The sequence below is a fragment of the Rhizobium sp. K33 genome, from assembly GCF_056501445.1.
The window spans coordinates 1,411,868-1,435,065 of the sequence record NZ_CP096478.1 but is presented as its reverse complement, the minus strand read 5'-3'; the positions used below and the strand labels follow the sequence as shown (position 1 = coordinate 1,435,065).

Below are 23,198 nucleotides of genomic sequence, written 5' to 3'. Positions count from 1 at the left end.
GAGATAGGCATCGGAGCGGCTGTCATATTTTTTGCATGAAAGACGAAAAAAGCCGCTTGCGGTCCGCAAACAGCCTGACTATAAGGGCGCCACGAAGCAGACGCGCCCTTCGTCTATCGGTTAGGACACCAGATTTTCATTCTGGGAAGAGGGGTTCGACTCCCCTAGGGCGTGCCACTTCGTTTCTCCTCCCTCCCCTTAATTCCATCGAATTTCTTTCGCATGTCGGCGTTGTTTGGCGACGCGTATGCATGCGTGCCTTCCGTCAAATTTCTGTCTTATCAGACCAAGTTTCCGCTTGCGGTCACCCCAGTGCCTGACTATAAGGGCGCCACCGAAGCGCACGCGCCCTTCGTCTATCGGTTAGGACACCAGATTTTCATTCTGGGAAGAGGGGTTCGACTCCCCTAGGGCGTGCCACTTCGATCTCCCCGGACATTGGAAAACCTGTTGACGACGGCGGCTCAAGTGCTTGTTTGCGCTGATGATATCGCCCCAGTTCAAGCCTGTGGAAAAAATCGTCGCAGGAGCCGAAAGAGGGCTTGCGCTCACCCAAAGTTCCAGCCATAAGGGCGCCACCGAAGCGCACGCGCCCTTCGTCTATCGGTTAGGACACCAGATTTTCATTCTGGGAAGAGGGGTTCGACTCCCCTAGGGCGTGCCACTTCGATCCTCCTGAAAATCATCAGAGTTCTGATACGTCAGGGTGCCTTTGCGGCGTCCAGAACGCGGAACTGTACGCGCCTGTTGCCCTGCCAATGGTCAGCGCTCAAGGTACCGGCGACATGAACCTGGTTGCCGCGATTGTTCATCAGGAAATGGCCAAGGTCCGTCTCTGCCGCGCGGAAGGCGATGCCGTCCAGGCGCTTCCCGTCCATGCCTTCCAGCGTGATCTTGATATGCGTGGTGCCGACGGGACGGGCATCCTTTAGGCGATGCAGCGGAACGGCAAAGATCGGCTGCGGATGACCGGAGCCATAGGGGCCTGCCGCCTCCAGCTGATCGACAAGGGCGAGCGTCGCGCCAGATGCGCCGATGGCGCCGTCGATCTTCAATGTCTGGTTGGCAGCCAGTGCAGAGACCTGCACCGAGGCCTGCTCCTCGAAGAAACTGCGCAGACGCCCGAGATTGGCGCGCTCGACCGTTAGTCCAGCCGCCATGGCATGACCACCACCCTTGACCAGAAGCCCCTCGTCGACGGCTGCCCGGACCATCTTGCCCATGTCGAAGCCATTGATCGAGCGCCCGGATCCCATTCCCTTGCCGAGCGAATCGAAGGCGATTGCAAAGGCAGGCCGCTTGAACTTCTCCTTCAGCCGCGCTGCGAGCAGACCGACAATCCCCGGATGCCAGTTTTCCTTCGCCGTCACGATGACAGAGGCCCTCTCGCCCGTGCCATATTCCGCCATGGCCTCGGCCTCGGCTTCGGCCAGCATCACGGCTTCCATGGCCTGGCGCTCGCGATTCAGCTCATCGAGCTTTGCGGCAATCTCATCGGCCTGGCTGGCGTCGTCGAGCGTCAGCAGGCGGCTTCCGAGTGCGGCATCACCAATGCGGCCACCGGCATTGATTCTAGGGCCTAGCAGAAAGCCGAAATGATAGGGCGTGACGGGACCGCCCACGCCGGCGATCCGAAGAAGGGCTGCAAGACCGGCATTGTTCTGGTGGCGCGCTGCAATCAAGCCCTTGGTGACATAGGCCCGGTTCAGGCCTTTCAGCGGCACCACATCGCAGACAGTGGCAAGCGCCACAAGATCGAGCCAGGCGAGCAGATCAAGCGATCGCGCATGCGGATGGCCCTGCTCCCGCAGTACCCGCAGCGTCGCGACCAGCACCATGAAGACGACGCCGGCGGCACAAAGATGCCCCTGCCCCGACAAATCGTCCTCGCGGTTCGGGTTCACCAGCGCATGGCAGACGGGCATTTCGTGACCCATCTGGTGGTGGTCGATGACGACAACATCGACGCCCCGGCGCTCGGCGGCCCCCAGTGCCTCGATGCTGGTCGATCCGCAGTCGACGGTGATCAGGAGATTGGCACCGCGCTCGATCAACTGGTCGATGGCGGCGGCATTCGGACCGTAGCCTTCGAAAATGCGGTCAGGAATGTAGATCTCGGCCTCCACGCCGAAGTGGTGGAGGAACCGCGCCATCAGCGCCGACGAGGCCGCGCCATCGACATCGTAGTCGCCGAAGATCGCCACCCGTTGCTGGCGCTCGATCGCCTCGACGATGCGGGCAGCGGCGGCATCGCAATCCGTGAGCTTCGAGGGGTCCGGCATGAGATTGCGGATGGTCGGATCGAGAAAGGCCAGCGCCTCGTCCACGCCTACACCACGTCCTGCGAGGACACGGGCGACGAGTTCGGGAATGCCATGCAGCTGACTGATCGCCAGCGCCCGGTTCTGACCGGCCTGGTCGGTGCGCGACATCCAGCGCTGGCCGCTAGCGGACTGCTCGACGCCAAGAAAGGCGCGGATAACGGGATCTACCGGTTCAGTCGACATTACTGCTCTTTACGGGTGCGCAGGCCAAAGATCTGCGCGACAGGACCAATGGCGGCTGGACCGCCCTCACCCGTTCTATACCGATCGTGGAAAATCACCAGAGGCAGCAGAGCGCCGCGCGGATGCGATGCTCTTCCTCAAGACATCAGCCACGCGACCAGAGCGAAGGGGATGGCCATGATCAGTGTAAAGGCGAGAAGCCGCATCCAGTCCCACTGGGTCTCCAGCGACACGGCGGTCTTGTCGTGGTCGCTTTCCCGCTCGACGGATGTCTCGTCGTCCTTGTTCAGCACGCCCTCGGCCATTTCGCCCCAGGACGCGCCGTGATGACCGGCTCCCATCGATGAACTCCTCCCCAAGGCCCCGACAGTCGCTGCAGACTACGCCCGCATTAGACTTTTGGCGATAGAGGCGGAGCCAGACGCAGCGCAAATCGTCAGATTAATGCGGATTCGCGCGGGATTGCGGCCTGCAAGAGGTGCCGGTGAGTGCTGTCAGGGTCCAAAAGACGGTCAGGTCTTGGGCCGCTCGATGCGAATCACCTGCGGCTCACCGATCAGATAGCCCTCGCCCTTGATCGCACCGACGGCCTTGCGGACGGCGCTTTCCATGGTCGCGTGCGTCACCAGAATGATCGTCTGCGGACGATCAGGCGTGGCGGGTTGCTTCGAATGCTGGACGATGGATTCGAGCGAGATCGCGTTTTCGGCCATCTTCGTCGCGATGCTGGCGAAGACGCCGGTGCGGTCCTGCACGGTCAGGCGGATGAAATAGCCGCCCTCATGGCTCTGCATCTCGGCCTGACGATAGGGCTCGAGCAGATGCGCGGGACGGCCGAGCACCGGCACTTCCTGGGCACCCGGACGGCTCTTTGCGATATCGGTGATGTCGCCGAGAACGGCGGAGGCCGTGGCATTGCCGCCGGCGCCGGGGCCCACCATCAAGAGTTCGCCGAGAATGTCGGATTCAAGCGCGACGGCGTTCGTCACACCATCGACCTGCGCGATGACGCTGTCGAGCGGCACCATGGTCGGATGCACGCGCTGCTCGATGCCGCTTTCGGTCTTCTGGGCGACGCCGAGAAGCTTGATACGGTAGCCGAGATCGGCGGCCGCGTGGATGTCCTCGGTCGAGATGTTGGTGATGCCTTCGAGATAGATCTTGTCGGCCGAGATTTCACAGCCGAAAGCCAGCGTCGTGAGGATCGAAAGCTTGTGGGCCGTGTCGTTGCCCTCGATGTCGAAGCTCGGATCGGCTTCAGCATAACCGAGGCGCTGCGCTTCCTTGAGGCAGTCCGCGAAGGACAGGCCTTCCCGCTCCATCCGGGTCAGGATGTAATTGCAGGTGCCGTTCATGATCCCGTAGATGCGGGAGAAATTGTTGCCGGTCAACGACTCACGCAGCGTCTTGATGACCGGGATGCCGCCGGCGACTGCGGCCTCGTAGTTCAAGAGGCGTCCCTTTTCCTCGGCGAGCTTGGCAAGCTCGACGCCATGGCGCGACAGAAGCGCCTTGTTGGCGGTGATGACATGCAGGCCGCGTGCGAGCGCAGCGCGCACGGACATCTCGGCTGCCCCTTCCGCGCCGCCGACCAGTTCGACGAAGACATCGATGTCGGCGGAATTCGCCAGTTCAACCGGATCCGCAAACCAGGCAATGCCATCCATCAGAATGCCACGATCCTTCGAGGCGTCGCGGGCCGAGACGGCCGTTACGGTGATGGGACGACCGCAGGCGACGGTGAGCGCATTGGCGCGGCTCTGGAGGATACGGACAAGCGAGGCACCGACGGTCCCGAGACCTGCCACGCCGATTTTAAGGGCATTCGCCATGAGGCATTCCTGACGTCATGATATAGAAAGTGAGGCGGTCCTGACCGGACCGCCTTGGATCAACGTGAACTCAACGGTGGGCGTTGAGCGAAATCACGTTGTGCATCGTCTCGTCGGCCGTCGAGAGGAACTTCTTGATGTTGCGCGCGGCTTGGCGGATGCGGTGTTCGTTCTCGACTAGGGCGAGACGGACATATTCGTCGCCCATTTCACCGAAGCCGATGCCCGGGGCGACGGCGACGTCAGCCTTCTCGACCAGCAGCTTGGAGAATTCGAGGCTGCCGAGATGGCGGAACTTTTCCGGGATCTTCGCCCAGGCGAACATGGTCGCGGCCGGCGGCGGTACTTCGAAACCGGCCTTGCCGAAGCTTTCGACCATGACATCACGGCGGCGCTTGTAGACATTGCGCACTTCCGCGATGTCGGAGCCATCGCCGTTCAGGGCATGGGTTGCGGCCACCTGGATCGGCGTGAAGGCGCCGTAATCGAGATAGGATTTCACGCGCGTCAGCGCCGAGATCAGGCGCTCGTTGCCGACCGCAAAGCCCATGCGCCAGCCGGGCATGGAGAAGGTCTTGGACATCGAGGTGAACTCGACGGTGCAGTCCATCGCGCCCGGAACTTCGAGCACGGATGGAGGCGGATTGCCGTCGAAGTAGATCTCCGAATAAGCGAGATCGGAGAGCACGATGATGTCGTGCTTCTTCGCGAATGCGACGACATCCTTGTAGAAGTCGAGGCTTGCCACGCGGGCCGTCGGGTTCGACGGGTAGTTGATGATCAGCGCCAGCGGCTTCGGGATCGAGTGCTTCACGGCGCGCTCGAGCGGCGGGAAGAAGGTCTCGTCCGGTTCGATCGAAATCGAGCGGATGACGCCGCCGGTCATCAGGAAGCCGAAGGCATGGATCGGATAGGTCGGGTTCGGGCAAAGGATGACATCACCCGGTGCGGTGATCGCCTGCGCCATGTTGGCGAAGCCCTCCTTGGAGCCCAGCGTCGCCACGACCTGCGTATCCGGATTGAGCTTCACGTTGAAGCGGCGGGCGTAATAGGCCGCCTGGGCGCGGCGCAGGCCCGGAATGCCCTTTGAGGAGGAGTAACGATGGGTGCGCGGGTCCTGGACGACTTCGCAAAGCTTGTCGACGATCGCCTGCGGGGTCGGAAGGTCGGGGTTGCCCATGCCGAGGTCGATGATGTCGGCCCCACCGGCTCGCGCGCTCGCCTTCAAACGATTGACCTGTTCGAAAACGTAGGGCGGCAAACGCCGGACTTTGTGAAACTCTTCCATCTTCAACCCCTGAAACCGCGCGGATGATTACCGCGGCAGGCGCGCTCGTTGTCCCAGTGACCACACGCTCCGCAACGAACCGCAAAACCGAATGCGCGTGATGATATCCCAATCCAAGCGCTGGCAGGAAATTTTGTCGCAAATCCGGCTGTACGCCCTGAATCGCCGACGAAATTTTATGTCAAAAACGCCTCGGTTGCTTTGCGAAAAAATCGCCCCGAACGCAAGCCTTAATTGGCGATCTGGGCCTGCGTCTCGGCTCCGTGCTCGGCCGCGATGCGCCGCAGTTCGGCAAGTCGCCCCTGATACTCGGCTTCGCTGATGGTGCCGGCTTTGCGGGCCGCGCCGAGTGAGGTGAGCTGCGACTGAAGGGCCGCGGCTTCTTCGTTGCTCATCTGGACGCTGGCGGCACTTAGGGAGCCCGCGAAGTTCGGGTATCCATCCGGATAGGTCGGGCGCTGCTGAGGCGCTTCCGGATTGTCGGGATCTTCGACGGTCACCTGCAGGCCTGCCGGTGCAGCCGTGGTCTCGACCGGAGCCGGCGGCGCGGACGACTGGCAGCCGGTGCCTGCCATCAGCGCGATGGCTGCGACGGCAAGCGCCTGGATCGAGAGACCTGAAAGACTGAATTTGCTGTGCACCATGGCCCCGACCGCCCGCGTCTGCGCGGAAAACTGACATTCCTCAAGGGCGCAACCATCGATCACCTTCGAAAGACTATGCGCCAATCGCTGGAACTTGTAGTCGTTTTCATGCAGGATAGGCAAACACAAAAGACGCCAGAACAATCCTGGGGAGGACGGCATGGACAGGACGCGCGAAGAAGCCGAAGCGAATGCCGCGTTCGACCCGAAACTGCTTGAACCTTACATCATCAAGGATCCGCAGGCGCTGATCATCAATGCCGCCAAGGCGCTGGAAAACCTTGGCAAGGCGGCTTCGGTCTGGTTGAAGCCGCGCGAGACAGGGGAAATCGTCGATCCTGTCGCCGAGCCCGTTGCCGAAATGGTCAAAACCATGGGCAAGGTCGCGGAATACTGGATGTCCGATCCCAAGCGCACGCTCGAAGCCCAGACCCATCTCCTCAATGCAGTCTTCGGCGTCTGGAGCCGGTCGCTGGCGCGATTCGCCTCGCCGGACCAGGCGATCGGTGATCCCCTGCCGAAAGACAAGCGCTTCTCCGACGAGGACTGGGAGCGCAATCCCTTCTTCGACTTCCTTCGCCAGACCTATCTCGTGCTGACGCAATGGGCCGAAAAGATGGTCAATGATGCCGGTGGCCTCGACGAGCACACGCGGCACAAGGCCAATTTCTACATGCGCCAGATCACGGCTGCGCTGTCGCCGGCCAACTTCGTCGCCACCAATCCGCAGCTCTACAAGGAAACGGTGCAAAGCAGCGGGGCCAATCTGGTCAAGGGCATGCAGATGCTGGCGGAGGATATTGCCGCCGGTGGCGGGGATCTCAGGATCCGCCAGACCGACACCAGCAAGTTTGCCGTCGGTGAGAACATGGCGATCACGCCGGGCAAGGTGATTGCCCAGAGCGATGTTTGCGAGGTCATCCAGTACGAGGCAACGACCGACACCGTGCTGAAGCGCCCTCTCCTCATCTGCCCGCCCTGGATCAACAAGTTCTACATTCTCGATCTCAATCCGCAGAAAAGCTTCATCAAGTGGTGCGTCGACCAGGGCCACACGGTCTTCGTCATTTCCTGGGTGAACCCGGACGAGCGGCATGCGTCGAAGGATTGGGAGGCCTATATCCGCGAGGGCGTCGATTTCGCCCTCGATACGGTGGAGAAGGCGACCGGCGAAAAACAAGTCAACGCGATCGGCTACTGCGTCGGCGGAACCCTGCTTGCTGCGGCCCTTGCCCTGCATGCGCAGGAAAACAACAAGCGGATCGCCAGCGCCACGCTCTTCACCACGCAGGTGGACTTCACCTTCGCCGGCGATCTCAAGGTATTTGTCGATGAAGGCCAGCTGGCGAGCCTCGAACAGCGGATGCATGAATCCGGCTATCTCGACGGTTCCAAGATGGCGGCGGCCTTCAACATGCTACGCGCATCGGAGCTGATCTGGCCCTATTTCGTCAACAACTACCTGAAGGGCCAGGATCCGATGCCCTTCGACCTCTTGTACTGGAATTCCGATTCGACACGCATGGCGGCGGCGAACCACTCCTTCTATCTGCGCAACTGCTACCTCAACAACACGCTGAGCCAGGGCAAGATGCAGCTGGCCGGCAAGACGCTGTCGCTCAAGGACGTGACGATCCCGATCTACAATCTGGCCACCAAGGAAGACCATATCGCGCCGGCGAAATCGGTCTTCATCGGCAGCAGCCTGTTCGGCGGCCCCGTCGATTACGTCGTGTCCGGCTCGGGCCATATCGCCGGTGTCGTCAATCCGCCGGACAAGCAGAAGTATCAGTTCTGGACCAACGGCCCCGCAGCCGGCACTTACGAGGAATGGATGGCGAATGCCAAGGAGACTGCAGGCTCCTGGTGGCCGCACTGGCAGAGCTGGATCGAGAAACTCGATGACGACCGTGTGCCTGCCCGCAAGCCGGGCGGTGATGCGCTGAATGCCATCGCGGATGCGCCCGGGCGCTACGTGTTGGCGCGGGTCTAGAGCCGGTCACGCCACGGGGTGTGACCGGCTTTGCCGCTTCACTGGGTTGGCACCGTTCCTCCGTCGATGACGTAATCCGCGCCATGGATCGATGCGGCGCGTTCGGAGGCGAGGAAAGCGACGAGTTCGGCGATCTCCTCAGGCCAGGCCGGCCTGCCGATGGGTATGCCGCCCAGGGCATCCATGATTCCCTGCCGGGCCTGACCCTCGTTGACCCCGCTGCTCTCGGCCAGACGTTGCACCATGCGGTCTGCCGCGGACGTGCGGATCCAGCCAGGGGAAACCGTATTCACGCGGACACCGGCGGGACCGGCCTCCTTCGACAGCGACTTGCTGTAGTTCGCCAGGGCTGCCTTGGCGGCTGCATAGGGAATCGTCGACTCGTGTAATGGCAAACGATGCTGGATCGATGCCAGATGAATAACGACACCCTCTCCCCGCTCGAGCATTCCCGGCACAAGCAGACGGTCGAGGCGAACGGCCGCCAATAGGTTCAGTGCCAATTCCTGCTGCCAGAACTCTTCCGTGGCAGCCTTGAAGCCACCGCCGGGCGTGGATGAGCCGCCAAGGGAGTGGACAAGAATGTCGATCGCCCCAAGTTCAGACAGTGCCTCCTTTGCGAGCACATCAATTCCCTCCGGGGTCGAGAGGTCTGCCGGGATGAACGTGACACCGAGCTCCGGTTCTTGCGGTATGTTACGAGCGGCTGTGGCGACTTTGGCGCCAGCGCGCAGGAAGCGCTTCACGATCGCCTCGCCTGCGCCCATGGTACCACCGGTCACAACGACGTTCCTGCCTGCAAATTCCGTCGGGTCGGTTTTGAAATGCACACTCACGGTGCGATCTCCAGGCTAGAGATCATGCCGCCATCGATGACGAAGCGATAGCGAAGCGTGATGGGACTGCCCGGGAAATTGCCCGAGACCTCCGCTGTGGCGATGAGATCAGCTCCATCTTCCTCTACCTGCAACAGCCTCGAATGATCGTCATACGCCTCGATCGTGTTCTGCATCCAGACACTGATTTCGGCTCGGCCGTGATGGGTTCGGCTCTCGTCATGAACGACGGCGATTTCGGAAAAGCCGGACAGGGCGCGCGCGAGATCGCGCGCATTCCTGCCCTCGAAATAGGCCTCAACAGGCCCAGTCATCTTGGTGGACATGGGATCAGTTCTTTCGTTTCTGGTTGCGAAAGAGCGGCGCGCTTGCTCGATGACGAAGATGGCGATAGGCTCAAAAAATGACAAGAACCGACGAAAAGGTAAGGTACCCACTAAAAAGTAAGGATGCCTTCCTGACGCCTGCCGATGGGGCCGAGGGCGTGGAAAACGCCCTGCGTATCCTCGAGGGACGCTGGAAGCTCGTGATCCTGTTCCACCTCTTCGGCGGGGCGGTGCTGCGCTTCTCCGAGCTGGAGCGCTCGATCCCCGGGATTTCGCAGAAGATGCTGATTCAGCAACTGCGCCAGATGGAGGCTGACGGGATCGTCAGGCGTATCGTGCATCACCAGGTGCCGCCCAAGGTGGAATATTGTCTGACGGACTGGGGCCAGGCGCTTTGCCCTGCTTTGGACGCGCTGCTGACATGGGCCATCAACAAGCCCGACACCGATACCGATCCCGCGCCCTCACCCGCGCCATGATCTTCTCTCCACCTCTGGTGCCAGCACGGCTCCTGCACCGCTACAAACGGTTCCTGTTCGACGCCATCCTGGAAGACGGCAGCGAGATTACCGGATTTTGTCCCAACACCGGCTCCATGCGGGGCCTGGCCGCGCCGGGGTCCCGGATCTGGCTGTCGCGACACGACTCGACCAGCCGGAAATACGCCCATGCCCTGGAACTCGTCGAGGCCGATGGCACCGTGGTTGGGGTCAACACGGCGCTTCCCAATCGCCTTGCCGAAGAGGCGATCCTCAGTGGTCTGGTGCCGCAGCTTGCCGGCTTTTCCTCCTTGAAACGCGAGCAGCGCTATGGCCGCAACTCGCGCATCGACATCCTGCTTGAGGACGAGAGCAAAGGCAGTGTTCATGTCGAGGTGAAGAATGTGCATTTCATCCGCGAGGCGGGACTTGCGGAGTTTCCCGACAGCGTCACGACGCGGGGCGCCAAACATCTGGACGAGATGGGTGATCTCGTGGATGCCGGCAAACGGGCGGCGATGCTTTTCATCATTCAGCGCTCCGACTGCGATCAGCTGAGGATCTGTGCCGATCTCGACCCTGGCTATGGCCGCGCATTCGCCCTTGCGATTGCGCGCGGCGTCGAAGCCTATGCCGTCAGGTGCCGGATCGATCCTGGCAAAATCGAGCCGGAAAGGCTCATCCGGATAGACGAAGACGGCCTGCGTGCTTTATGAACGGCCAAAGCTCTGATTAGAAAATCCGAAAGGGACCCCCATGGTCACCTATATCGATGCGGCCACGGCGCCTCTGAAGAACACCGGCGCAATCCGTCTTTACGGTGCCGATGATTTCGAAGGCATGCGTCGGGCCTGCCAACTCACGGCCCGCTGCCTCGATGCGCTGGTGCCGATGGTAAAGCCCGGCGTCACGACAGCGGCGATCGACAAATTCGTCTTCGAGTTCGGCGCCGATCACGGTGCGATCCCCGCCACACTCAATTATCGCGGCTACAAATACTCGGTCTGCACCTCGATCAACCATGTGGTCTGTCATGGCATGCCCGACGACAAGCCGCTGCGCGACGGCGACATCGTCAATATCGACGTCACCTTCCTGCTCGACGGCTGGCATGGCGATTCGAGCCGCATGTATCCGGTCGGAAACATCAAGCGCGCAGCAGAGCGGCTGATGGAAGTCACGCATGAGTGCCTGATGCGCGGCATCGCCGCCGTGCGTCCCGGCGCGCGCACTGGTGCTATCGGCGAAGCGATCCAGACTTATGCCGAAGCCGAGCGTTGCTCGGTGGTGCGCGACTTCTGCGGCCACGGCGTCGGGCGCCTGTTCCACGACAGCCCGAACATCCTGCATTACGGCAAGGCGAACGAAGGCCCGGAACTGCGCGAAGGCATGATCTTCACCATCGAGCCGATGATCAATCTCGGCAAGCCGCATGTGAAAGTGCTGTCCGACGGCTGGACTGCGGTCACCCGCGACCGGTCGCTGACGGCGCAATACGAGCACACCGTCGGCGTGACGGCGACCGGCTGCGAGATCTTCACGCTCTCGCCCGCAGGACTTGACCGTCCCGGCCTCGGCTGAGCGGCAAGGCTCGGCACCACCTTTCGCAACTTGAACTTGCGCACGGCGGCAGTCGTGTCACTATATCCGTGCGGCGGTTCTGCCGTTCGACCATGAGGGTCAGGATTGGGTGGCATGACGAGCAAGTTTCCGTTCTCAGGTGAGTTCCCGCGCCCTGAAGGCGTCGCCCCGCAACAGTCCACCGATCTCTTCGGTGCCGGCCGACTTCCGCCAGACGACGAAATCGACGAACGCAGCTTCTTCGCCGAGCAACCGGCACGAGACGGAGCACTGGCGAAGGCGCGGTCCACGCGGCCGGTCATGCAGCCGGAGGCGCATTATCTCGGGCATCGGGAGCGCCTGCGAAGCCGCTTCCGGGACGGTGGGGACGTGGCGCTTGCCGATTACGAGATCCTCGAACTGCTGCTCTTTCGCCTTATCCCGCGGCGTGACACCAAGCCCATCGCCAAAGCCCTGCTTGCCCGCTTCAAGACACTCGCCGGCGTGCTGGGCGCGCCGCCGGCGCTGTTGCAGGAGGTGAAAGGCGTCGGCGAAACCGTAGCCCTGGACCTCAAGCTGATCGCCAATGTCGCCCAGCGCATGCTGAAGAGCGAGCTTCGCGAGAAACAGGTCCTGTCCTCCTGGTCCTCGGTCATCGACTACTGCCATGCCGCCATGGCTTACGAGACGACGGAACAGTTCCGCATCCTCTTCCTGGACAAACGCAACGTCCTGATCGCCGACGAAATCCAGGGACGCGGCACGGTCGACCATACCCCCGTCTATCCGCGCGAGGTGGTCAAACGCGCGCTGGAGCTGTCTGCCACTGCCTTGATCTTGGTCCACAATCATCCCAGTGGTGACCCGACACCGTCACGCGCCGACATCGACATGACCCGCACGATCGTGGAGACGGCAAAGCCGCTCGGCATCACCGTCCACGACCACATCATCATCGGCAAGGACGGGCATGCCAGCCTCAAGGGTTTGCGACTGATCTGATCCCACAAGCTCGTTATCCCCCAGATCGGGGGGATCGGGATCGCGCGGCCCGGGAGCCACGATAACGAAACGGTGACGTTGCCCTGTCATAGTGCTTATTGATAATGTGCGCTGCAGCATTCCGGCAGCCGAATCAGAGGCATCTCATGAACCAGTATGACTTCGTCGTGATTGGCAGCGGACCGGCCGGGCGCCGGGCGGCGATCCAGGCTGCCAAGCTGGAAAAGAAGGTTCTCGTCATCGAGAAAGGGACACGCGTCGGCGGCGTCTCGGTGCATACCGGCACAATCCCCTCCAAAACGTTGCGCGAGACCGCGCTCAACCTCACCGGCTGGCGCGAGCGCGGCTTCTACGGCCGCAGCTACCGTGTGAAGCAGGAGATCAGCGCCGACGACCTGCGCCGCCGCCTTCTGATCACGCTCGACCACGAAGTCGAGGTTCTCGAACACCAGTTTTCGCGCAACCGCGTGCACCAGATGCGCGGCACCGCCCATTTCATCGACGCCCATACGCTGGAAGTGGTGAAGGAAGACGGCGAAGTGGTGCATGTGCAGGCCGGCTCGGTCCTGCTTGCCGTCGGCACCCGGCCATTCAAGCCGTCGCATATCCCCTTCGATGGTGTCAGCATCATCGACAGTGACGAGATCCTGGAGATCAAGGAACTGCCGCGTTCGATGATCGTCATCGGCGCCGGCGTCATCGGCATCGAATATGCGACGATCTTCTCTGCCCTCGATACCGTCGTCACCGTGGTCGAGCCACGCGACACGATGCTCGATTTCATCGACAAGGAGATCGTCGAGGACTTCACCTACCAACTTCGCGACCGCAACATGAAGCTGATCTTCGGCCAGACGGTCGAAGGCGTCGAAAAGATCGATGGCAAATGCCGGGTGACGCTGAAGAACGGACGCGTCCTGACAGCCGAGATGGTGCTCTTCGCTGCGGGCCGCGTCGGGGCAACCGATACGCTCAACCTCTCAGCGGCCGGGCTCGAAGCCGATAACCGCGGCCGCCTGAAGGTGAACCCGGATACGTTCCAGACCTCCGTCCCGAACATCTATGCCGCCGGCGATGTCGTCGGCTTCCCCTCACTCGCCTCCACCTCGATGGAGCAGGGCCGCATCGCCGCCCGCCATGCGGTTGGGGCACCGGCACATGATCCGCCGCAATATTTCCCCTATGGCATCTATGCCGTTCCGGAGATCTCGACCTGCGGCCTCACGGAAGAAGAGGTCATTCAGCGCGGGATCCCTTACGAGACAGGGATCGCACATTTCCGCGAGACGTCCCGCGGCCACATCATGGGCCTCGACAGCGGCATGCTGAAAATGATCTTCTCGCTGAAGACCCGCCGCCTGCTCGGCGTCCATATCGTCGGCGAAGGCGCGACCGAACTCGTGCATATCGGCCAGGCCGTGCTCAATCTCAAAGGCACGGTCGAGTATTTCGTCGAGAACACGTTCAACTACCCGACGCTCGCCGAAGCCTACAAGATCGCCGGGCTTGATGCCTGGAACCGCATGGGCGAGCTGAAGGTGGAGAAGATCGAGCGACGGGCGGCGGAGTAGGGCAGCCGGACGAAAGGTCGGATCTCGCAGGAGACGCGACGGCTGGCGCCTGCTAAGCATGCGCCTCTTCTCGTCACTCCCCCGAGTCGCCCATGTCCTCCTCGCTCCGCCAGATTGCGGCACGTCCGCAATTGGTCGTCCTGTCCATCATGATCTTCGTCCAGGGTTGCGCCTATGGCTCCACCCTGCCCTATCTGGGCGTCACCGCCATTGGCGCTCTCGGCATGAGCGATCAGGTCTTTTCGGCACTGACCGTCGTTGCCTCGATCATGACGGTGGCGATCAGCGTGTCGCTCGGGATCCTGTCAGACGGGATGGGCGACAAGCGCCGGATGATCGCCGTGCTGGCGCTCGCCGGCACCTTCGGTTACGGCGCAATCTTCCTCTTTCCGTCGATCCCGGTCTTCGTGGTCGCCACCGCCCTCATCATTCCCTTCGCCCAGGCCGTGCATTCCCTGCTTTTTGCCTCCGCAAGAATTGAAACAGCCGCGCTTTCGCCCCGCGACACCGCCGCCGTCAACACGACCGTGCGCTCGTTCATGTCCGCGTCCTGGGTTGTGATGCCGGCGGTGCTCGGGATCGTTCTGGCCCGATCCCCCAACATGCTCGGCGCCTGGGGCGCGGCCGCCGGCTGCACCCTCATTGTGTCCGTCAGCGCGCTTCTTCTCCTCGCAGCACCAAAACCGTCTCATGAGAAGACGGCCAATGGCGGTACGGCGTTCTTTACGGCACTTCGGGAACTGGTGCGGGCTGACATGCTGGTGCGCATGATCGCAATGGCGGCGGTGACGGGGACCACCCGGCTTGCGACGATGATCTGGCCGCTCATTCTCACCCTCGAACTCGGCGGCTCGACGCGCGATGTCGGCTTCATCGCAGCGCTCATCGCATTCATCGAAATCCCGTTCATGTTGCTTGCGGCATCGCTGTTGAAGACGGTGAACCTGTTGACGCTGATCGTCGGGGCATCTCTCCTCTATGGCCTGCATATGGTGGGCTATGCCTTCGCGACAGAACCGTGGCACTTCTACATGCTCGCGCTCCCGGGCGCGGCGGCGGCGGCGGCACTTCTGTCGCTGCCGATCACCTATTTCCAGGACCTCTTTCCGACCAAGCCGGGTCTCGGCACTGCCTTCATGCCGATCAACTCCTTCCTGGGAAATGCCGTCAGTGCCGGAACTTTTGCGGCCGGCTCCCACTATTTCGGTTACCAGGGCACCGCCTGGCTGGGACTGGCGCTCGCCGTGATGGGGGTCAGCGGACTGCTCCTCGTGGAGCGACGGCAGTCGTGAAATTCGTACTCTGTTGTGGGATGAGAAGGTGTCTTCTGGCGCGTCTTCCCGCTTGAAACAGTCTGTCACCTCCAGCTCTCTTTGGTGAAGGCCGTTCCCGATGCCATCTAGGGGACAACACCCGTCACAAAGGCATGACATCATGAAGAAAATCGGTTTCCTCTCCTTCGGCCATTGGTCGCCCTCGCCTCAGTCCGGCACGCGCTCGGCGCAGGATACCCTCCTGCAGTCGATCGATCTTGCCGTCGCGGCCGAAGAGCTCGGGGCGGATGGCGCCTATTTCCGCGTTCACCATTTCGCACGCCAGCTTGCCTCTCCCTTCCCGCTGCTTGCCGCCGTTGGCGCACGCACATCCAAGATCGAGATTGGCACCGGCGTTATCGACATGCGCTACGAGAACCCTCTCTACATGGCAGAGGACGCCGGGTCCGCCGACCTGATCTCGCGCGGACGCCTGCAGCTTGGGATCTCGCGCGGATCGCCAGAGCAAGTGATCGAAGGCTGGCGCTATTTCGGCTACCAGCCCGAAGAAGGCCAGACCGATGCCGATATGGGGCGCCGCCATGCCGAAGTCTTTCTGGACGTTTTGAAGGGCGAAGGTTTCGCGCAGCCAAATCCACGCCCCATGTTCCCCAACCCGCCGGGCCTCCTTCGGATCGAGCCGCATTCGGAAGGCCTGCGCGATCGAATCTGGTGGGGTGCCGGGTCCAATGCGACCGCCGTCTGGGCCGCAAAGCTCGGCATGAACCTGCAGAGTTCGACACTGAAGGACGACGAGACGGGCGAACCCTTCCACATCCAGCAGGCGAAACAGATCCGTGCGTATCGCGACGCCTGGACGCAAGCCGGCCATAGCCGGACACCGCGGGTATCGGTCAGCCGCTCCATCTTCGCCATCGTCAACGACATGGACCGTGCCTATTTCGGCCGCAACAAGGATCAGGATTCGATCGGCTATATCGACGAGAACACCCGCGCCATCTTCGGGCGTTCCTATGCCGCGGAACCGGATCAACTCATCGATGAGCTGAGGCGCGATGAGGCGATTGCTGAGGCCGATACGCTCCTGCTCACGGTGCCGAACCAGCTCGGCGTCGAGTACAACGCCCATGTGATCGAGTCTATCCTGGCCCATATCGCGCCGGCTCTCGGCTGGCGTTGACCCTCAGAACGTCAGGATCTCCCCGTCATCCGGTATGACGAGACGGTCGGCGCCAGTTGCGCCGGCCGCGATAAGGCGGTGGAGATCCTTCCGCGAGACGGTCGCATGGTCGACGGCCTCGAGATGCGTGACGATGACTTGCGCGAAGGGCGCAAGGTCGAGCGTGAGCGCAATCATCTCCAAATCCATCACCAGAGGTCCCTTGCCGTTCCACAAGGCGCCGCAGCCGTGAAGCACCACGACATCCGGCCGCTCCTGCGTCAGCACCGCCTCCACCTCCGGGCACAGAATGGTGTCGCCCGCCCAGTAGAGCCTTGGCTCTCCGGTGGCTTCGATGAGGAAACCCGAGACCTCTCCCATGTCGTCGAGCACCTCGGGCGGGCCATGGCGGCCGTCGGTGGTGCGGATGCGGACTTGGCCCATCGCGATCCCATAGCCGATGGCGCGGACGTCCTGGAAGCCCATGGCGAGAATGGCGGCCTTATCGCGCGCGTGACAAAGCATGGGCAGGCTCTTTCCAATCGAAGTCTGAGCTATCTCATCAAAGTGATCGGAATGCAGGTGGGAGACGAGCACCGCGTCAATACCGCGCAGAATGTCCTCGATCGGCATCGGCAGGTCCACGAGCGGTGACGGACCCCTTCCGGAATAGTTCTTCCCCTCACCTTTGCCGGCAAGCCAGGGATCGATCAGAAGCCGGAGGCCGGCTATGTCGACGATCAGGGTGGCGTTGCGAACGAGCGTGATCTGCATGCGTGCTGCCTTCCGTGCCGAAAACGAAAAAGCCGCCCCAAGGGACGGCTTTCTCTCAACTCATCATCGAACGAAGATTACTCAGCGTCGCCTTCGGCGGCCTTCTTCTTCGGTGCTGCCTTCTTCTTCGGAGCGGCTTCTTCGCCTTCAGCAGCGTCGTCAGCCTTGGCAGCAGCCTTCTTCTTCGGGGCTGCCTTCTTGGCCGGCTTGTCGCCTTCTTCGGCGTCGTCGGCCAGCAGCTCTTCCTTCGTCACCTTCTTGTCGGTGACGGAGACTTCAGCGAGCAGCTTGTCGATGACCTTTTCTTCGAAGATCGGCGCGCGCAGCGAAGCGGCAGCGCCGGGCGTGTTGCGGAAGAAGTCGAGGATCTGCTTTTCCTGGCCCGGGAACTGCTGCAGCTGGGCGAAGAGCGAACGCTGCATTTCTTCTTCGGTTACTTCGATGCCGGCCTTTTCGCCGATTTCAGAGAGAACGAGGCCGAGGCGAACGCGACGCTCTGCAAGCGCGCGGTATTCCTCGCGGGCTGCTTCTTCCGTCGTGTCTTCGTCAGCGAAGGTCTTGCCGGACTGAGCGAGATCGGTGTTGATCTGGCGCCAGATGTTTTCGAACTCGGCGTCGACGAGCTTCGAGGGCGACTCGAACTTGTAGAGCGCGTCGAGCTGGTCGAGGATCTGACGCTTGACCTTCTGGCGGGTGACGTTGCCGTACTGGCTCTCGATCTGGCCGCGCACGATTTCCTTCAGCTTCTCGACCGATTCGACGCCGAGCTTGGTGGCCAGTTCGTCGTTGATTTCGGTCTTGGCCGGGCTTGCGACTTCCTTGACGGTGATGTCGAAGGTGGCTTCCTTGCCAGCGAGGTTGGCTGCCGGATAGTCGGCCGGGAAGGTTACGGTGATGACCTTTTCATCGCCAGCCTTGACGCCGACGAGCTGGTCTTCAAAGCCCGGGATGAAGCGGTTCGAGCCGATGACCAGCTCTGCGTCTTCGTCCTTGCCGCCGTCGAAGGCTTCGCCGTCGACCTTGCCGAGGTAGTCCATGGTGACGCGGTCGCCTTCAGCAGCCTTGCCCTTCTTGGTCTCGAAGGTGCGGGCGCTTTCGGCGATCTTCTCGATCTGCTCGTTGATTTCTTCATCCGAGACATCGACCACTTCGCGGGTGACCTTGATGCCGTCAACCGACTTCAGTTCGATCGCCGGGATGATTTCGTAGGAGAGCGTGAACTCCAGGTCTGCCTGGGCCGACAGGATCTTTTTCGCTTCCTTCTCGTCTTCGGTCATGACGATTTCCGGCTGGGTCGCCGACTTTTCGCCGCGCTCCGACAGGATCGCCGACGGCTTGTCACGAATGATTTCGTTGACGAGCTCAGCCATGATCGACTTGCCGTACATCTTCTTGACATGTGCAACCGGCACCTTGCCCGGGCGGAAGCCGTTGATGCGGACCTTGTCCTTCACTTCGGCCAGACGCTCGTTCATGCGCTGTTCCATGTCCTTGGCCGGAACGACGACCTTGATTTCGCGCTTCAGCCCTTCAGCGAGCGTTTCTGTAACCTGCATGTTCTTACCTTCATGTCGTGGCGGCCGTGCTCGGACAGCCGGTGTTTTCCCTGAGCACGACGCCGGAATTGATTTTTCCGGACGTGGCTGCGTCGCAATCGTCAACAATCTGCCAAGCAAAACGGCGCCGGACTGACGGGAGCCACACCTCGGTGCTTCTCTCATCGATCCCGCGCGGCTTAGCTGGTGCGGGTAGAGAGACTTGAACTCCCACGCCTTGCGGCACCAGAACCTAAATCTGGCGTGTCTACCAATTTCACCATACCCGCGTCCAAAAGCGCATGCCGCATTCGCGCATGGCCCCTCCGGAGCGCGCGTCTCTATAACACCCGTTTTCCCGCACGCAAAGGAAAAATGACAGGATTGCAGGGCCCACTGGGCAGGCTTCACAGGCTTTGCAGAGGGCGAATGGCAGTCGTCAGTAGAGCGGCTCTTCGTAAAGCGGCTCACCATCCAGCATCAATGCGCGAATCTGTGCCTGGCCATGTTCGGAGACACGTGCTGCGACAGAGACCCGGCCCTCGTTGCGGCCGTCTTCGATCGGCCTGCCCTCGCCTTCCGGAACGTAGAAGCGCTCTATGCCGTAGGAAACCGTGAGGTTTCCGGCATTCTGCCACTCCCAATCGTAGATCGTCACGGGTTGCGTGAGCAGGACCACGCTGCCGTCTTCGATGGGAAGCGGGTCGAAGGATGCCTCCGACACGGTCCAGAAGCCATCGGCTCCCGGCTTGAGACGGACATGCAATCGCGCGGCATCACCGGTTTCCGGTTTCTGCCCGATGATCGAGGTCGTCGAGATGGTCGAGACATCATAGGTCAGGATCACATAGTCGCCGCGCAGCAGATCGCGCGGATCGACAGGTGCCGTCTTCAAGAGGACTTCCGTTCCGGACCGCAATATGCCCGCCCGCCCCTCGATCATGTAGCCGAGGATGGCGGTCTGCAGCAGAGCCATGGCGAGTGCGACGGCGGCAAAGGGTCTTGCGGCGATCATGACTTCACCTCAGGCACGGGACGGGAAAAACGTTTCTCCAGACGGATGACGACGAAGGCCAGAACGGCGACCACAAGGCCGGACAGGAGGAAGAAAGCCGAGGTGCCGAGGATGCTGTCGATCGTCTCGTAGGAGAGGTAAAGGATCTCTGCCGCGAAGGCGCCGTAAGCCAGAAACCGGACGGCACCATTGTCCCGCCCTTCCAGCGCAATGGCTGCGATCGAAAGCCCGAGGATGACAATCCCGAGAACCGCGATCGACGCCGCATCCATGACGCTTCCCTGAACATAGGCGAAACCGCTCAGAGCCATGACCAGGAAGTAGAAGCTCGCAGAGGCACCCAGCCGGCGGTGCAGAGCGGCAAGCGGCGAACCCGGGGCTGAGAGCGCCAGGAAGGCCACCGTCGCGACAATGGCAACGGCGAGTGCGTGAAGCTCTCCCCCTTCGAGGATCACCATCCACCAGACCCAGACCAGGAGCAGGATATAGCCGAAATGTTTCGCCCGATCCGCACCTGTCCACCGCGCCAATCCGAAAATGGCGGCCGCGCCGAAGGGCGGCCACCAGGCCCAGAGCCCATGGCTGCCGACATCCCAGCCGAAGCTCTCGAAGCTGCCGGCAAAGGTCGCAAGCGCCAGTGCGCCGGCAGTGACGGTCAGCGCCCCTGACCGGAAAAGGGCAGCGGACACAATGGTGACGGAGAACCACAGGAACATCGCCGAGAAGGTGTCGCCTGAGAGGTGATAAAGCTGGCCGATCAGCGCAATGGCGCCACCGAAGGCGGTTGCACCGAGCACGAGGGAAGCGGCCGCGATGCGGTCCGCACCCTGCGCCCTCGCCACAAGAGCTGCAATATGGAAGATCCAGATCAGCCCGATGATACCCGCCACCTTGGTCAGGCGGGGGATCAGCTCCCAATTGGCCGCAATCAGCATCAGCAGGGACGCAGCAATCAGGACCGCCGCAAACATCGACAGGATGGAGCCGATGCTGAAGCTTGGACCGCGGCGATCCACATCCTCGAGCAATCTGCCCGCAGTGGCGCCATCGATCAGCCCTCGCTTGACCCAGTCGTCGAGGTCGCGCTTCAACCTGCCTCTATACATGCACATTCCCCCTTGCCGTGGTGGCAATCTGCAGCGGCACAGACGGAAAGACAAGGCGGCCGGAACGGTCGTACCGCGAGCCTAGCATCTCCATGCAAGATCCGCATGCCTTCCATGCTCTTTTTGCACTGCACAAAGTCGTAAGTCTCGCTTATATTCATCATCAACAGAGCGACGGAACTTCTGGCGCTTCTTCTTCGACCCGCTTACTCCTCCTCCCAAAGCGGGATCGATTGGCCGACGACACTCCTCCTCCCAGTCGTTGGCCTGTAAAAATGACGCTCACCGGACCTCCTCCCCCGGTGAGCGTTATTTTTTTGTCCTCACTCTCCTCACCCACCATCTCGAATGATTGTTAGGTCGAATCGCGCCTGTTTGGCAGTCGCTGTCCTGAGGCAGGCAAACGCTCAAAAAAGCGTCAATTAACAAAGCGTTAAATCGATTGGTATGCGTTCGGCGCATAGGTGCTTTACCGCTTTATGTCTTCAATCATTTCGCATCGCAGCATATATTCGGATCAACAAATTCGAAGGGGCCCACGGATGGGTCCAAACCACCAAAGAGGTAGACCCAAATGAACATCGCTCGCTCGCTCAACAATTGGCGCAAGTACCGTCAGACGATCACCGAACTCGGCCGCATGTCGGACCGCGAACTCCGTGACCTCGGCATCGGCCGCGAAGACATCCGTCGCGTTGCTCGTCACGCCGTCAACGGCTGATCTCGTCGAGAACCGTCCGGACTACGAATAAAAAACCCCGGATCTCCTCTGAGATCCGGGGTTTTTCTTTGTCTGCAGATGGGCGATCAGTCCTCGCGGACCGAGACGATAACGTCGTGGATCAGCTTCAATACAGCCGGTGCATCGATCTCGGTGCAGATCTTCTGGCTCGGCAGATCGCCATCCCAATCGGAGGGACCGAATCCACGACCATCGGGCTTCTGGATCGTTTGACCGTCAGCTATGCCCCCACAGACCACGCGGATGACGCCGCTGCGGGTCTTGAAGAGTTCCGGCGCGACGACATAGACGCAGGCGCAGCTGTCATGCACGACCATGCCGTCGTCGACCAGGCCTTCGTAGAAATCGATGTAGAACTGCGAGAGATCGAACAGCAGACGCGCGCGGCTGGTGCCGGCGGCATCCCTGATGTCAGCAAGCTGTGACCGCGTCATTACCGTCTGCATGGTGACATCGAGACCGACCACAACGACCGGCCATTTCGCCGTCATCACCACGTCCGCGGCTTCCGGATCGCCATGAATATTGGCTTCGGCCGCCGGTGTCACGTTGCCGTTAACGTCGAAGGCGCCGCCCATGATGACGATCTCCTTGACGAGATCCACAATCTCCGGGTCTTCCTTGAGCGCGTTGGCGAGGTTGGTCATGCGGCCGACGGCCACGATCGTCACTTCGCCCGGATTGGCGCGGATGGTCTCGACGAGGAAGCGATGGGCCGGACGCGGATCGGGATGCACATCCGTCACCTCGGGCACGCCGATATTGCCGAGGCCGTCATCGCCATGGATGAACTTCGGCGGCTCATGGCTGACGCGATGCGGGATGAATGTCTCGCCGGCGCCGCGGGCGACGGGCGCAACAATCTTCCACTCCCGCTTCAGGAACAGCGCGTTGCGGGTCGTGATGTCGATCTCGGCATTGCCGAAGACGGTGGTGATGCCGAGAAGGTCGACGTCGGGATGATGGTGCAGGAAGAGCAGCGCCATTGCGTCATCGACGCCCGGGTCCGTATCGAAAATGACTTTATGCATGAGGTTGACGTCCTGTCTGAGGAAGCGGGTTCCATATCGCAATCCTCGGGAACAAGGAAGCAGTCACGGCGCGGTTTCGGCGAATTCGCCGATCAGCTTCGGAAAGTCTTCCATCGCAGGGAATTTCTCGAAACTGTGCATTGCCGGCAGCGAGACCCAGGGCAGCTTCTCCGACACGCAGGTCTCGATGAAGGGCGGCAGATCGGCCGCGCCGTCCAGCATGGTTGCGCGGATATTGATGAGCGGCCCGAGCATCTCGGCGCGCGTGAAGATCCAGCTGAGGCAATGCGGGCAGAAGTAATGGCGCAATTCGCCATGCATGCCGCCGATCACCGGCTCGAGGCCGGCAATCTCGACGGTTTGTTCCGGAAAAAGGGCGCTCAGCGAGAAGGCGCTGGCGGTCATGCGCTGACATCCCTTGCAATGGCAGGCCATGGTCATCAGCGGCCGGCCCTTCACTTTCATCGTGACCTGGCCGCACCGGCAGCCACCCTGCATCACACTGTCTGATGCTGTCATCGATC

Annotated in this window: 22 protein-coding genes and 4 tRNA genes; 12 read left to right on the top strand and 14 right to left on the bottom strand. The window is 61.5% G+C overall.

The genetic code is table 11. The annotated features are described in order from the left end of the window. The first annotated feature begins 102 nt into the window (after positions 1-102). The 3 genes from M1E12_RS07165 to M1E12_RS07155 all read left to right on the top strand — a co-directional run bounded on the left by M1E12_RS07165 (position 103) and on the right by M1E12_RS07155 (position 664). Positions 103-177: transfer RNA gene (locus tag M1E12_RS07165), tRNA-Glu, on the top strand. A gap of 168 nt (positions 178-345) precedes the next feature. Further along, a tRNA-Glu gene (locus M1E12_RS07160) sits at positions 346-420 on the top strand. A gap of 169 nt (positions 421-589) precedes the next feature. After that, positions 590-664: transfer RNA gene (locus M1E12_RS07155), tRNA-Glu, on the top strand. A gap of 37 nt (positions 665-701) precedes the next feature. Here M1E12_RS07155 and recJ read toward each other — a convergent pair. The 5 genes from recJ to M1E12_RS07130 form a co-directional block, all read right to left on the bottom strand. After that, positions 702-2,507 (bottom strand): single-stranded-DNA-specific exonuclease RecJ, encoded by a 1,806-nt coding sequence (gene recJ, locus M1E12_RS07150; RefSeq protein WP_479564200.1) that lies wholly within the window; start codon positions 2,505-2,507, stop codon positions 702-704. 137 nt (positions 2,508-2,644) lie between these two features. Beyond that, entirely contained in the window at positions 2,645-2,848 is a 204-nt protein-coding gene (locus M1E12_RS07145; RefSeq protein ID WP_479564199.1) for a hypothetical protein, read from the bottom strand. A gap of 171 nt (positions 2,849-3,019) precedes the next feature. Continuing rightward, on the bottom strand, positions 3,020-4,339 hold the full coding sequence (locus M1E12_RS07140; RefSeq protein WP_479564198.1) for a homoserine dehydrogenase: 1,320 nt from the start codon (positions 4,337-4,339) through the stop codon (positions 3,020-3,022). 70 nt (positions 4,340-4,409) lie between these two features. Then, positions 4,410-5,627 carry an LL-diaminopimelate aminotransferase gene (locus M1E12_RS07135; protein ID WP_113461654.1) on the bottom strand — a complete coding sequence of 406 codons (1,218 nt, stop codon included), beginning with the start codon at positions 5,625-5,627 and terminating at the stop codon, positions 4,410-4,412. A 230-nt stretch (positions 5,628-5,857) separates the two neighbouring features. After that, a complete protein-coding gene (locus tag M1E12_RS07130) occupies positions 5,858-6,271 on the bottom strand; it encodes an SHOCT domain-containing protein (protein ID WP_479564197.1) in 414 nt (137 codons plus the stop codon). A gap of 160 nt (positions 6,272-6,431) precedes the next feature. Here M1E12_RS07130 and M1E12_RS07125 point away from each other — a divergent pair, with 160 nt between their 5' ends. After that, a complete protein-coding gene (locus M1E12_RS07125; RefSeq protein WP_479564196.1) occupies positions 6,432-8,264 on the top strand; it encodes a PHA/PHB synthase family protein in 1,833 nt (610 codons plus the stop codon). Between the two features lie 38 nt (positions 8,265-8,302). Here M1E12_RS07125 and M1E12_RS07120 read toward each other — a convergent pair whose 3' ends face one another. Next, positions 8,303-9,094, bottom strand: a complete 792-nt coding sequence (locus M1E12_RS07120; RefSeq protein ID WP_479564845.1) for an SDR family oxidoreductase — start codon at positions 9,092-9,094, stop codon at positions 8,303-8,305. A 2-nt stretch (positions 9,095-9,096) separates the two neighbouring features. After that, the gene (locus M1E12_RS07115; protein WP_479564195.1) at positions 9,097-9,426 is read right to left on the bottom strand and encodes a nuclear transport factor 2 family protein; all 330 of its coding nucleotides are present in this window, start codon (positions 9,424-9,426) and stop codon (positions 9,097-9,099) included. 77 nt (positions 9,427-9,503) lie between these two features. Between M1E12_RS07115 and M1E12_RS07110 the strand changes: the two genes are divergently transcribed. The 7 genes from M1E12_RS07110 to M1E12_RS07080 all read left to right on the top strand — a co-directional run bounded on the left by M1E12_RS07110 (position 9,504) and on the right by M1E12_RS07080 (position 16,492). Next, complete coding sequence (locus M1E12_RS07110; RefSeq protein ID WP_479564194.1) at positions 9,504-9,905, top strand: winged helix-turn-helix transcriptional regulator; 402 nt, start codon at positions 9,504-9,506, stop codon at positions 9,903-9,905. Further along, the gene (gene sfsA, locus M1E12_RS07105; RefSeq protein ID WP_479564844.1) at positions 9,902-10,621 is read left to right on the top strand and encodes a DNA/RNA nuclease SfsA; all 720 of its coding nucleotides are present in this window, start codon (positions 9,902-9,904) and stop codon (positions 10,619-10,621) included. The genes M1E12_RS07110 and sfsA overlap by 4 nt, the downstream gene beginning before the upstream one ends. A gap of 40 nt (positions 10,622-10,661) precedes the next feature. After that, the gene (gene map, locus M1E12_RS07100; protein ID WP_113461660.1) at positions 10,662-11,486 is read left to right on the top strand and encodes a type I methionyl aminopeptidase; all 825 of its coding nucleotides are present in this window, start codon (positions 10,662-10,664) and stop codon (positions 11,484-11,486) included. Positions 11,487-11,600: 114 nt separating this feature from the next. Then, positions 11,601-12,467, top strand: a complete 867-nt coding sequence (radC, locus tag M1E12_RS07095; protein WP_479564193.1) for a RadC family protein — start codon at positions 11,601-11,603, stop codon at positions 12,465-12,467. A 146-nt stretch (positions 12,468-12,613) separates the two neighbouring features. Beyond that, positions 12,614-14,038, top strand: a complete 1,425-nt coding sequence (gene sthA / locus M1E12_RS07090) for a Si-specific NAD(P)(+) transhydrogenase (protein ID WP_479564192.1) — start codon at positions 12,614-12,616, stop codon at positions 14,036-14,038. A 92-nt stretch (positions 14,039-14,130) separates the two neighbouring features. Further along, positions 14,131-15,330 (top strand): MFS transporter, encoded by a 1,200-nt coding sequence (locus tag M1E12_RS07085; protein ID WP_479564191.1) that lies wholly within the window; start codon positions 14,131-14,133, stop codon positions 15,328-15,330. Between the two features lie 142 nt (positions 15,331-15,472). After that, entirely contained in the window at positions 15,473-16,492 is a 1,020-nt protein-coding gene (locus tag M1E12_RS07080) for an LLM class flavin-dependent oxidoreductase (RefSeq protein ID WP_479564190.1), read from the top strand. 3 nt (positions 16,493-16,495) lie between these two features. Here M1E12_RS07080 and M1E12_RS07075 read toward each other — a convergent pair whose 3' ends face one another. From M1E12_RS07075 to M1E12_RS07055, 5 genes are all read right to left on the bottom strand, one after another. Next, positions 16,496-17,245 (bottom strand): MBL fold metallo-hydrolase, encoded by a 750-nt coding sequence (locus M1E12_RS07075; RefSeq protein WP_479564189.1) that lies wholly within the window; start codon positions 17,243-17,245, stop codon positions 16,496-16,498. Positions 17,246-17,322: 77 nt separating this feature from the next. After that, on the bottom strand, positions 17,323-18,801 hold the full coding sequence (tig, locus tag M1E12_RS07070) for a trigger factor (protein ID WP_479564188.1): 1,479 nt from the start codon (positions 18,799-18,801) through the stop codon (positions 17,323-17,325). A 184-nt stretch (positions 18,802-18,985) separates the two neighbouring features. Next, positions 18,986-19,070 (bottom strand) — tRNA-Leu (locus M1E12_RS07065). Positions 19,071-19,219: 149 nt separating this feature from the next. Further along, complete coding sequence (locus M1E12_RS07060) at positions 19,220-19,795, bottom strand: GDYXXLXY domain-containing protein (protein ID WP_479564187.1); 576 nt, start codon at positions 19,793-19,795, stop codon at positions 19,220-19,222. Then, positions 19,792-20,901, bottom strand: coding sequence for a DUF2157 domain-containing protein (locus M1E12_RS07055; RefSeq protein ID WP_479564186.1), 1,110 nt, complete (start codon positions 20,899-20,901; stop codon positions 19,792-19,794). The genes M1E12_RS07060 and M1E12_RS07055 overlap by 4 nt, the downstream gene beginning before the upstream one ends. 574 nt (positions 20,902-21,475) lie before the next feature. On the opposite strand from M1E12_RS07055, the gene M1E12_RS07050 reads away from it, so the two are divergent. Then, positions 21,476-21,622: a DUF1127 domain-containing protein gene (locus M1E12_RS07050; protein ID WP_006728511.1), complete on the top strand. Its 147-nt coding sequence runs from the start codon at positions 21,476-21,478 to the stop codon at positions 21,620-21,622. An 86-nt stretch (positions 21,623-21,708) separates the two neighbouring features. On the opposite strand, the gene M1E12_RS07045 is transcribed toward M1E12_RS07050, so the two are convergent. Together M1E12_RS07045 and M1E12_RS07040 are read right to left on the bottom strand one after the other, a co-directional pair. Continuing rightward, positions 21,709-22,674: a nucleoside hydrolase gene (locus tag M1E12_RS07045; protein ID WP_479564185.1), complete on the bottom strand. Its 966-nt coding sequence runs from the start codon at positions 22,672-22,674 to the stop codon at positions 21,709-21,711. Positions 22,675-22,737: 63 nt separating this feature from the next. After that, positions 22,738-23,193 carry a GFA family protein gene (locus M1E12_RS07040; RefSeq protein WP_479564184.1) on the bottom strand — a complete coding sequence of 152 codons (456 nt, stop codon included), beginning with the start codon at positions 23,191-23,193 and terminating at the stop codon, positions 22,738-22,740. Positions 23,194-23,198 lie beyond the last annotated feature (5 nt).

Excerpts from the sequence above, each read along its gene's own strand:
- recJ (WP_479564200.1), bottom strand. The coding sequence starts at position 2,507 with ATGTCGACTGAACCGGTAGATCCCGTTATCCGCGCCTTTCTTGGCGTC.
- M1E12_RS07145 (WP_479564199.1), bottom strand. The coding sequence starts at position 2,848 with ATGGGAGCCGGTCATCACGGCGCGTCCTGGGGCGAAATGGCCGAGGGC.
- M1E12_RS07140 (WP_479564198.1), bottom strand. The coding sequence starts at position 4,339 with ATGGCGAATGCCCTTAAAATCGGCGTGGCAGGTCTCGGGACCGTCGGT.
- M1E12_RS07135 (WP_113461654.1), bottom strand. The coding sequence starts at position 5,627 with ATGGAAGAGTTTCACAAAGTCCGGCGTTTGCCGCCCTACGTTTTCGAA.
- M1E12_RS07130 (WP_479564197.1), bottom strand. The coding sequence starts at position 6,271 with ATGGTGCACAGCAAATTCAGTCTTTCAGGTCTCTCGATCCAGGCGCTT.
- M1E12_RS07125 (WP_479564196.1), top strand. The coding sequence starts at position 6,432 with ATGGACAGGACGCGCGAAGAAGCCGAAGCGAATGCCGCGTTCGACCCG.
- M1E12_RS07115 (WP_479564195.1), bottom strand. The coding sequence starts at position 9,426 with ATGTCCACCAAGATGACTGGGCCTGTTGAGGCCTATTTCGAGGGCAGG.
- M1E12_RS07110 (WP_479564194.1), top strand. The coding sequence starts at position 9,504 with ATGACAAGAACCGACGAAAAGGTAAGGTACCCACTAAAAAGTAAGGAT.
- sfsA (WP_479564844.1), top strand. The coding sequence starts at position 9,902 with ATGATCTTCTCTCCACCTCTGGTGCCAGCACGGCTCCTGCACCGCTAC.
- map (WP_113461660.1), top strand. The coding sequence starts at position 10,662 with ATGGTCACCTATATCGATGCGGCCACGGCGCCTCTGAAGAACACCGGC.
- radC (WP_479564193.1), top strand. The coding sequence starts at position 11,601 with ATGACGAGCAAGTTTCCGTTCTCAGGTGAGTTCCCGCGCCCTGAAGGC.
- sthA (WP_479564192.1), top strand. The coding sequence starts at position 12,614 with ATGAACCAGTATGACTTCGTCGTGATTGGCAGCGGACCGGCCGGGCGC.
- M1E12_RS07085 (WP_479564191.1), top strand. The coding sequence starts at position 14,131 with ATGTCCTCCTCGCTCCGCCAGATTGCGGCACGTCCGCAATTGGTCGTC.
- M1E12_RS07080 (WP_479564190.1), top strand. The coding sequence starts at position 15,473 with ATGAAGAAAATCGGTTTCCTCTCCTTCGGCCATTGGTCGCCCTCGCCT.
- M1E12_RS07075 (WP_479564189.1), bottom strand. The coding sequence starts at position 17,245 with ATGCAGATCACGCTCGTTCGCAACGCCACCCTGATCGTCGACATAGCC.
- tig (WP_479564188.1), bottom strand. The coding sequence starts at position 18,801 with ATGCAGGTTACAGAAACGCTCGCTGAAGGGCTGAAGCGCGAAATCAAG.
- M1E12_RS07060 (WP_479564187.1), bottom strand. The coding sequence starts at position 19,795 with ATGATCGCCGCAAGACCCTTTGCCGCCGTCGCACTCGCCATGGCTCTG.
- M1E12_RS07055 (WP_479564186.1), bottom strand. The coding sequence starts at position 20,901 with ATGTATAGAGGCAGGTTGAAGCGCGACCTCGACGACTGGGTCAAGCGA.
- M1E12_RS07050 (WP_006728511.1), top strand. The coding sequence starts at position 21,476 with ATGAACATCGCTCGCTCGCTCAACAATTGGCGCAAGTACCGTCAGACG.
- M1E12_RS07045 (WP_479564185.1), bottom strand. The coding sequence starts at position 22,674 with ATGCATAAAGTCATTTTCGATACGGACCCGGGCGTCGATGACGCAATG.
- M1E12_RS07040 (WP_479564184.1), bottom strand. The coding sequence starts at position 23,193 with ATGACAGCATCAGACAGTGTGATGCAGGGTGGCTGCCGGTGCGGCCAG.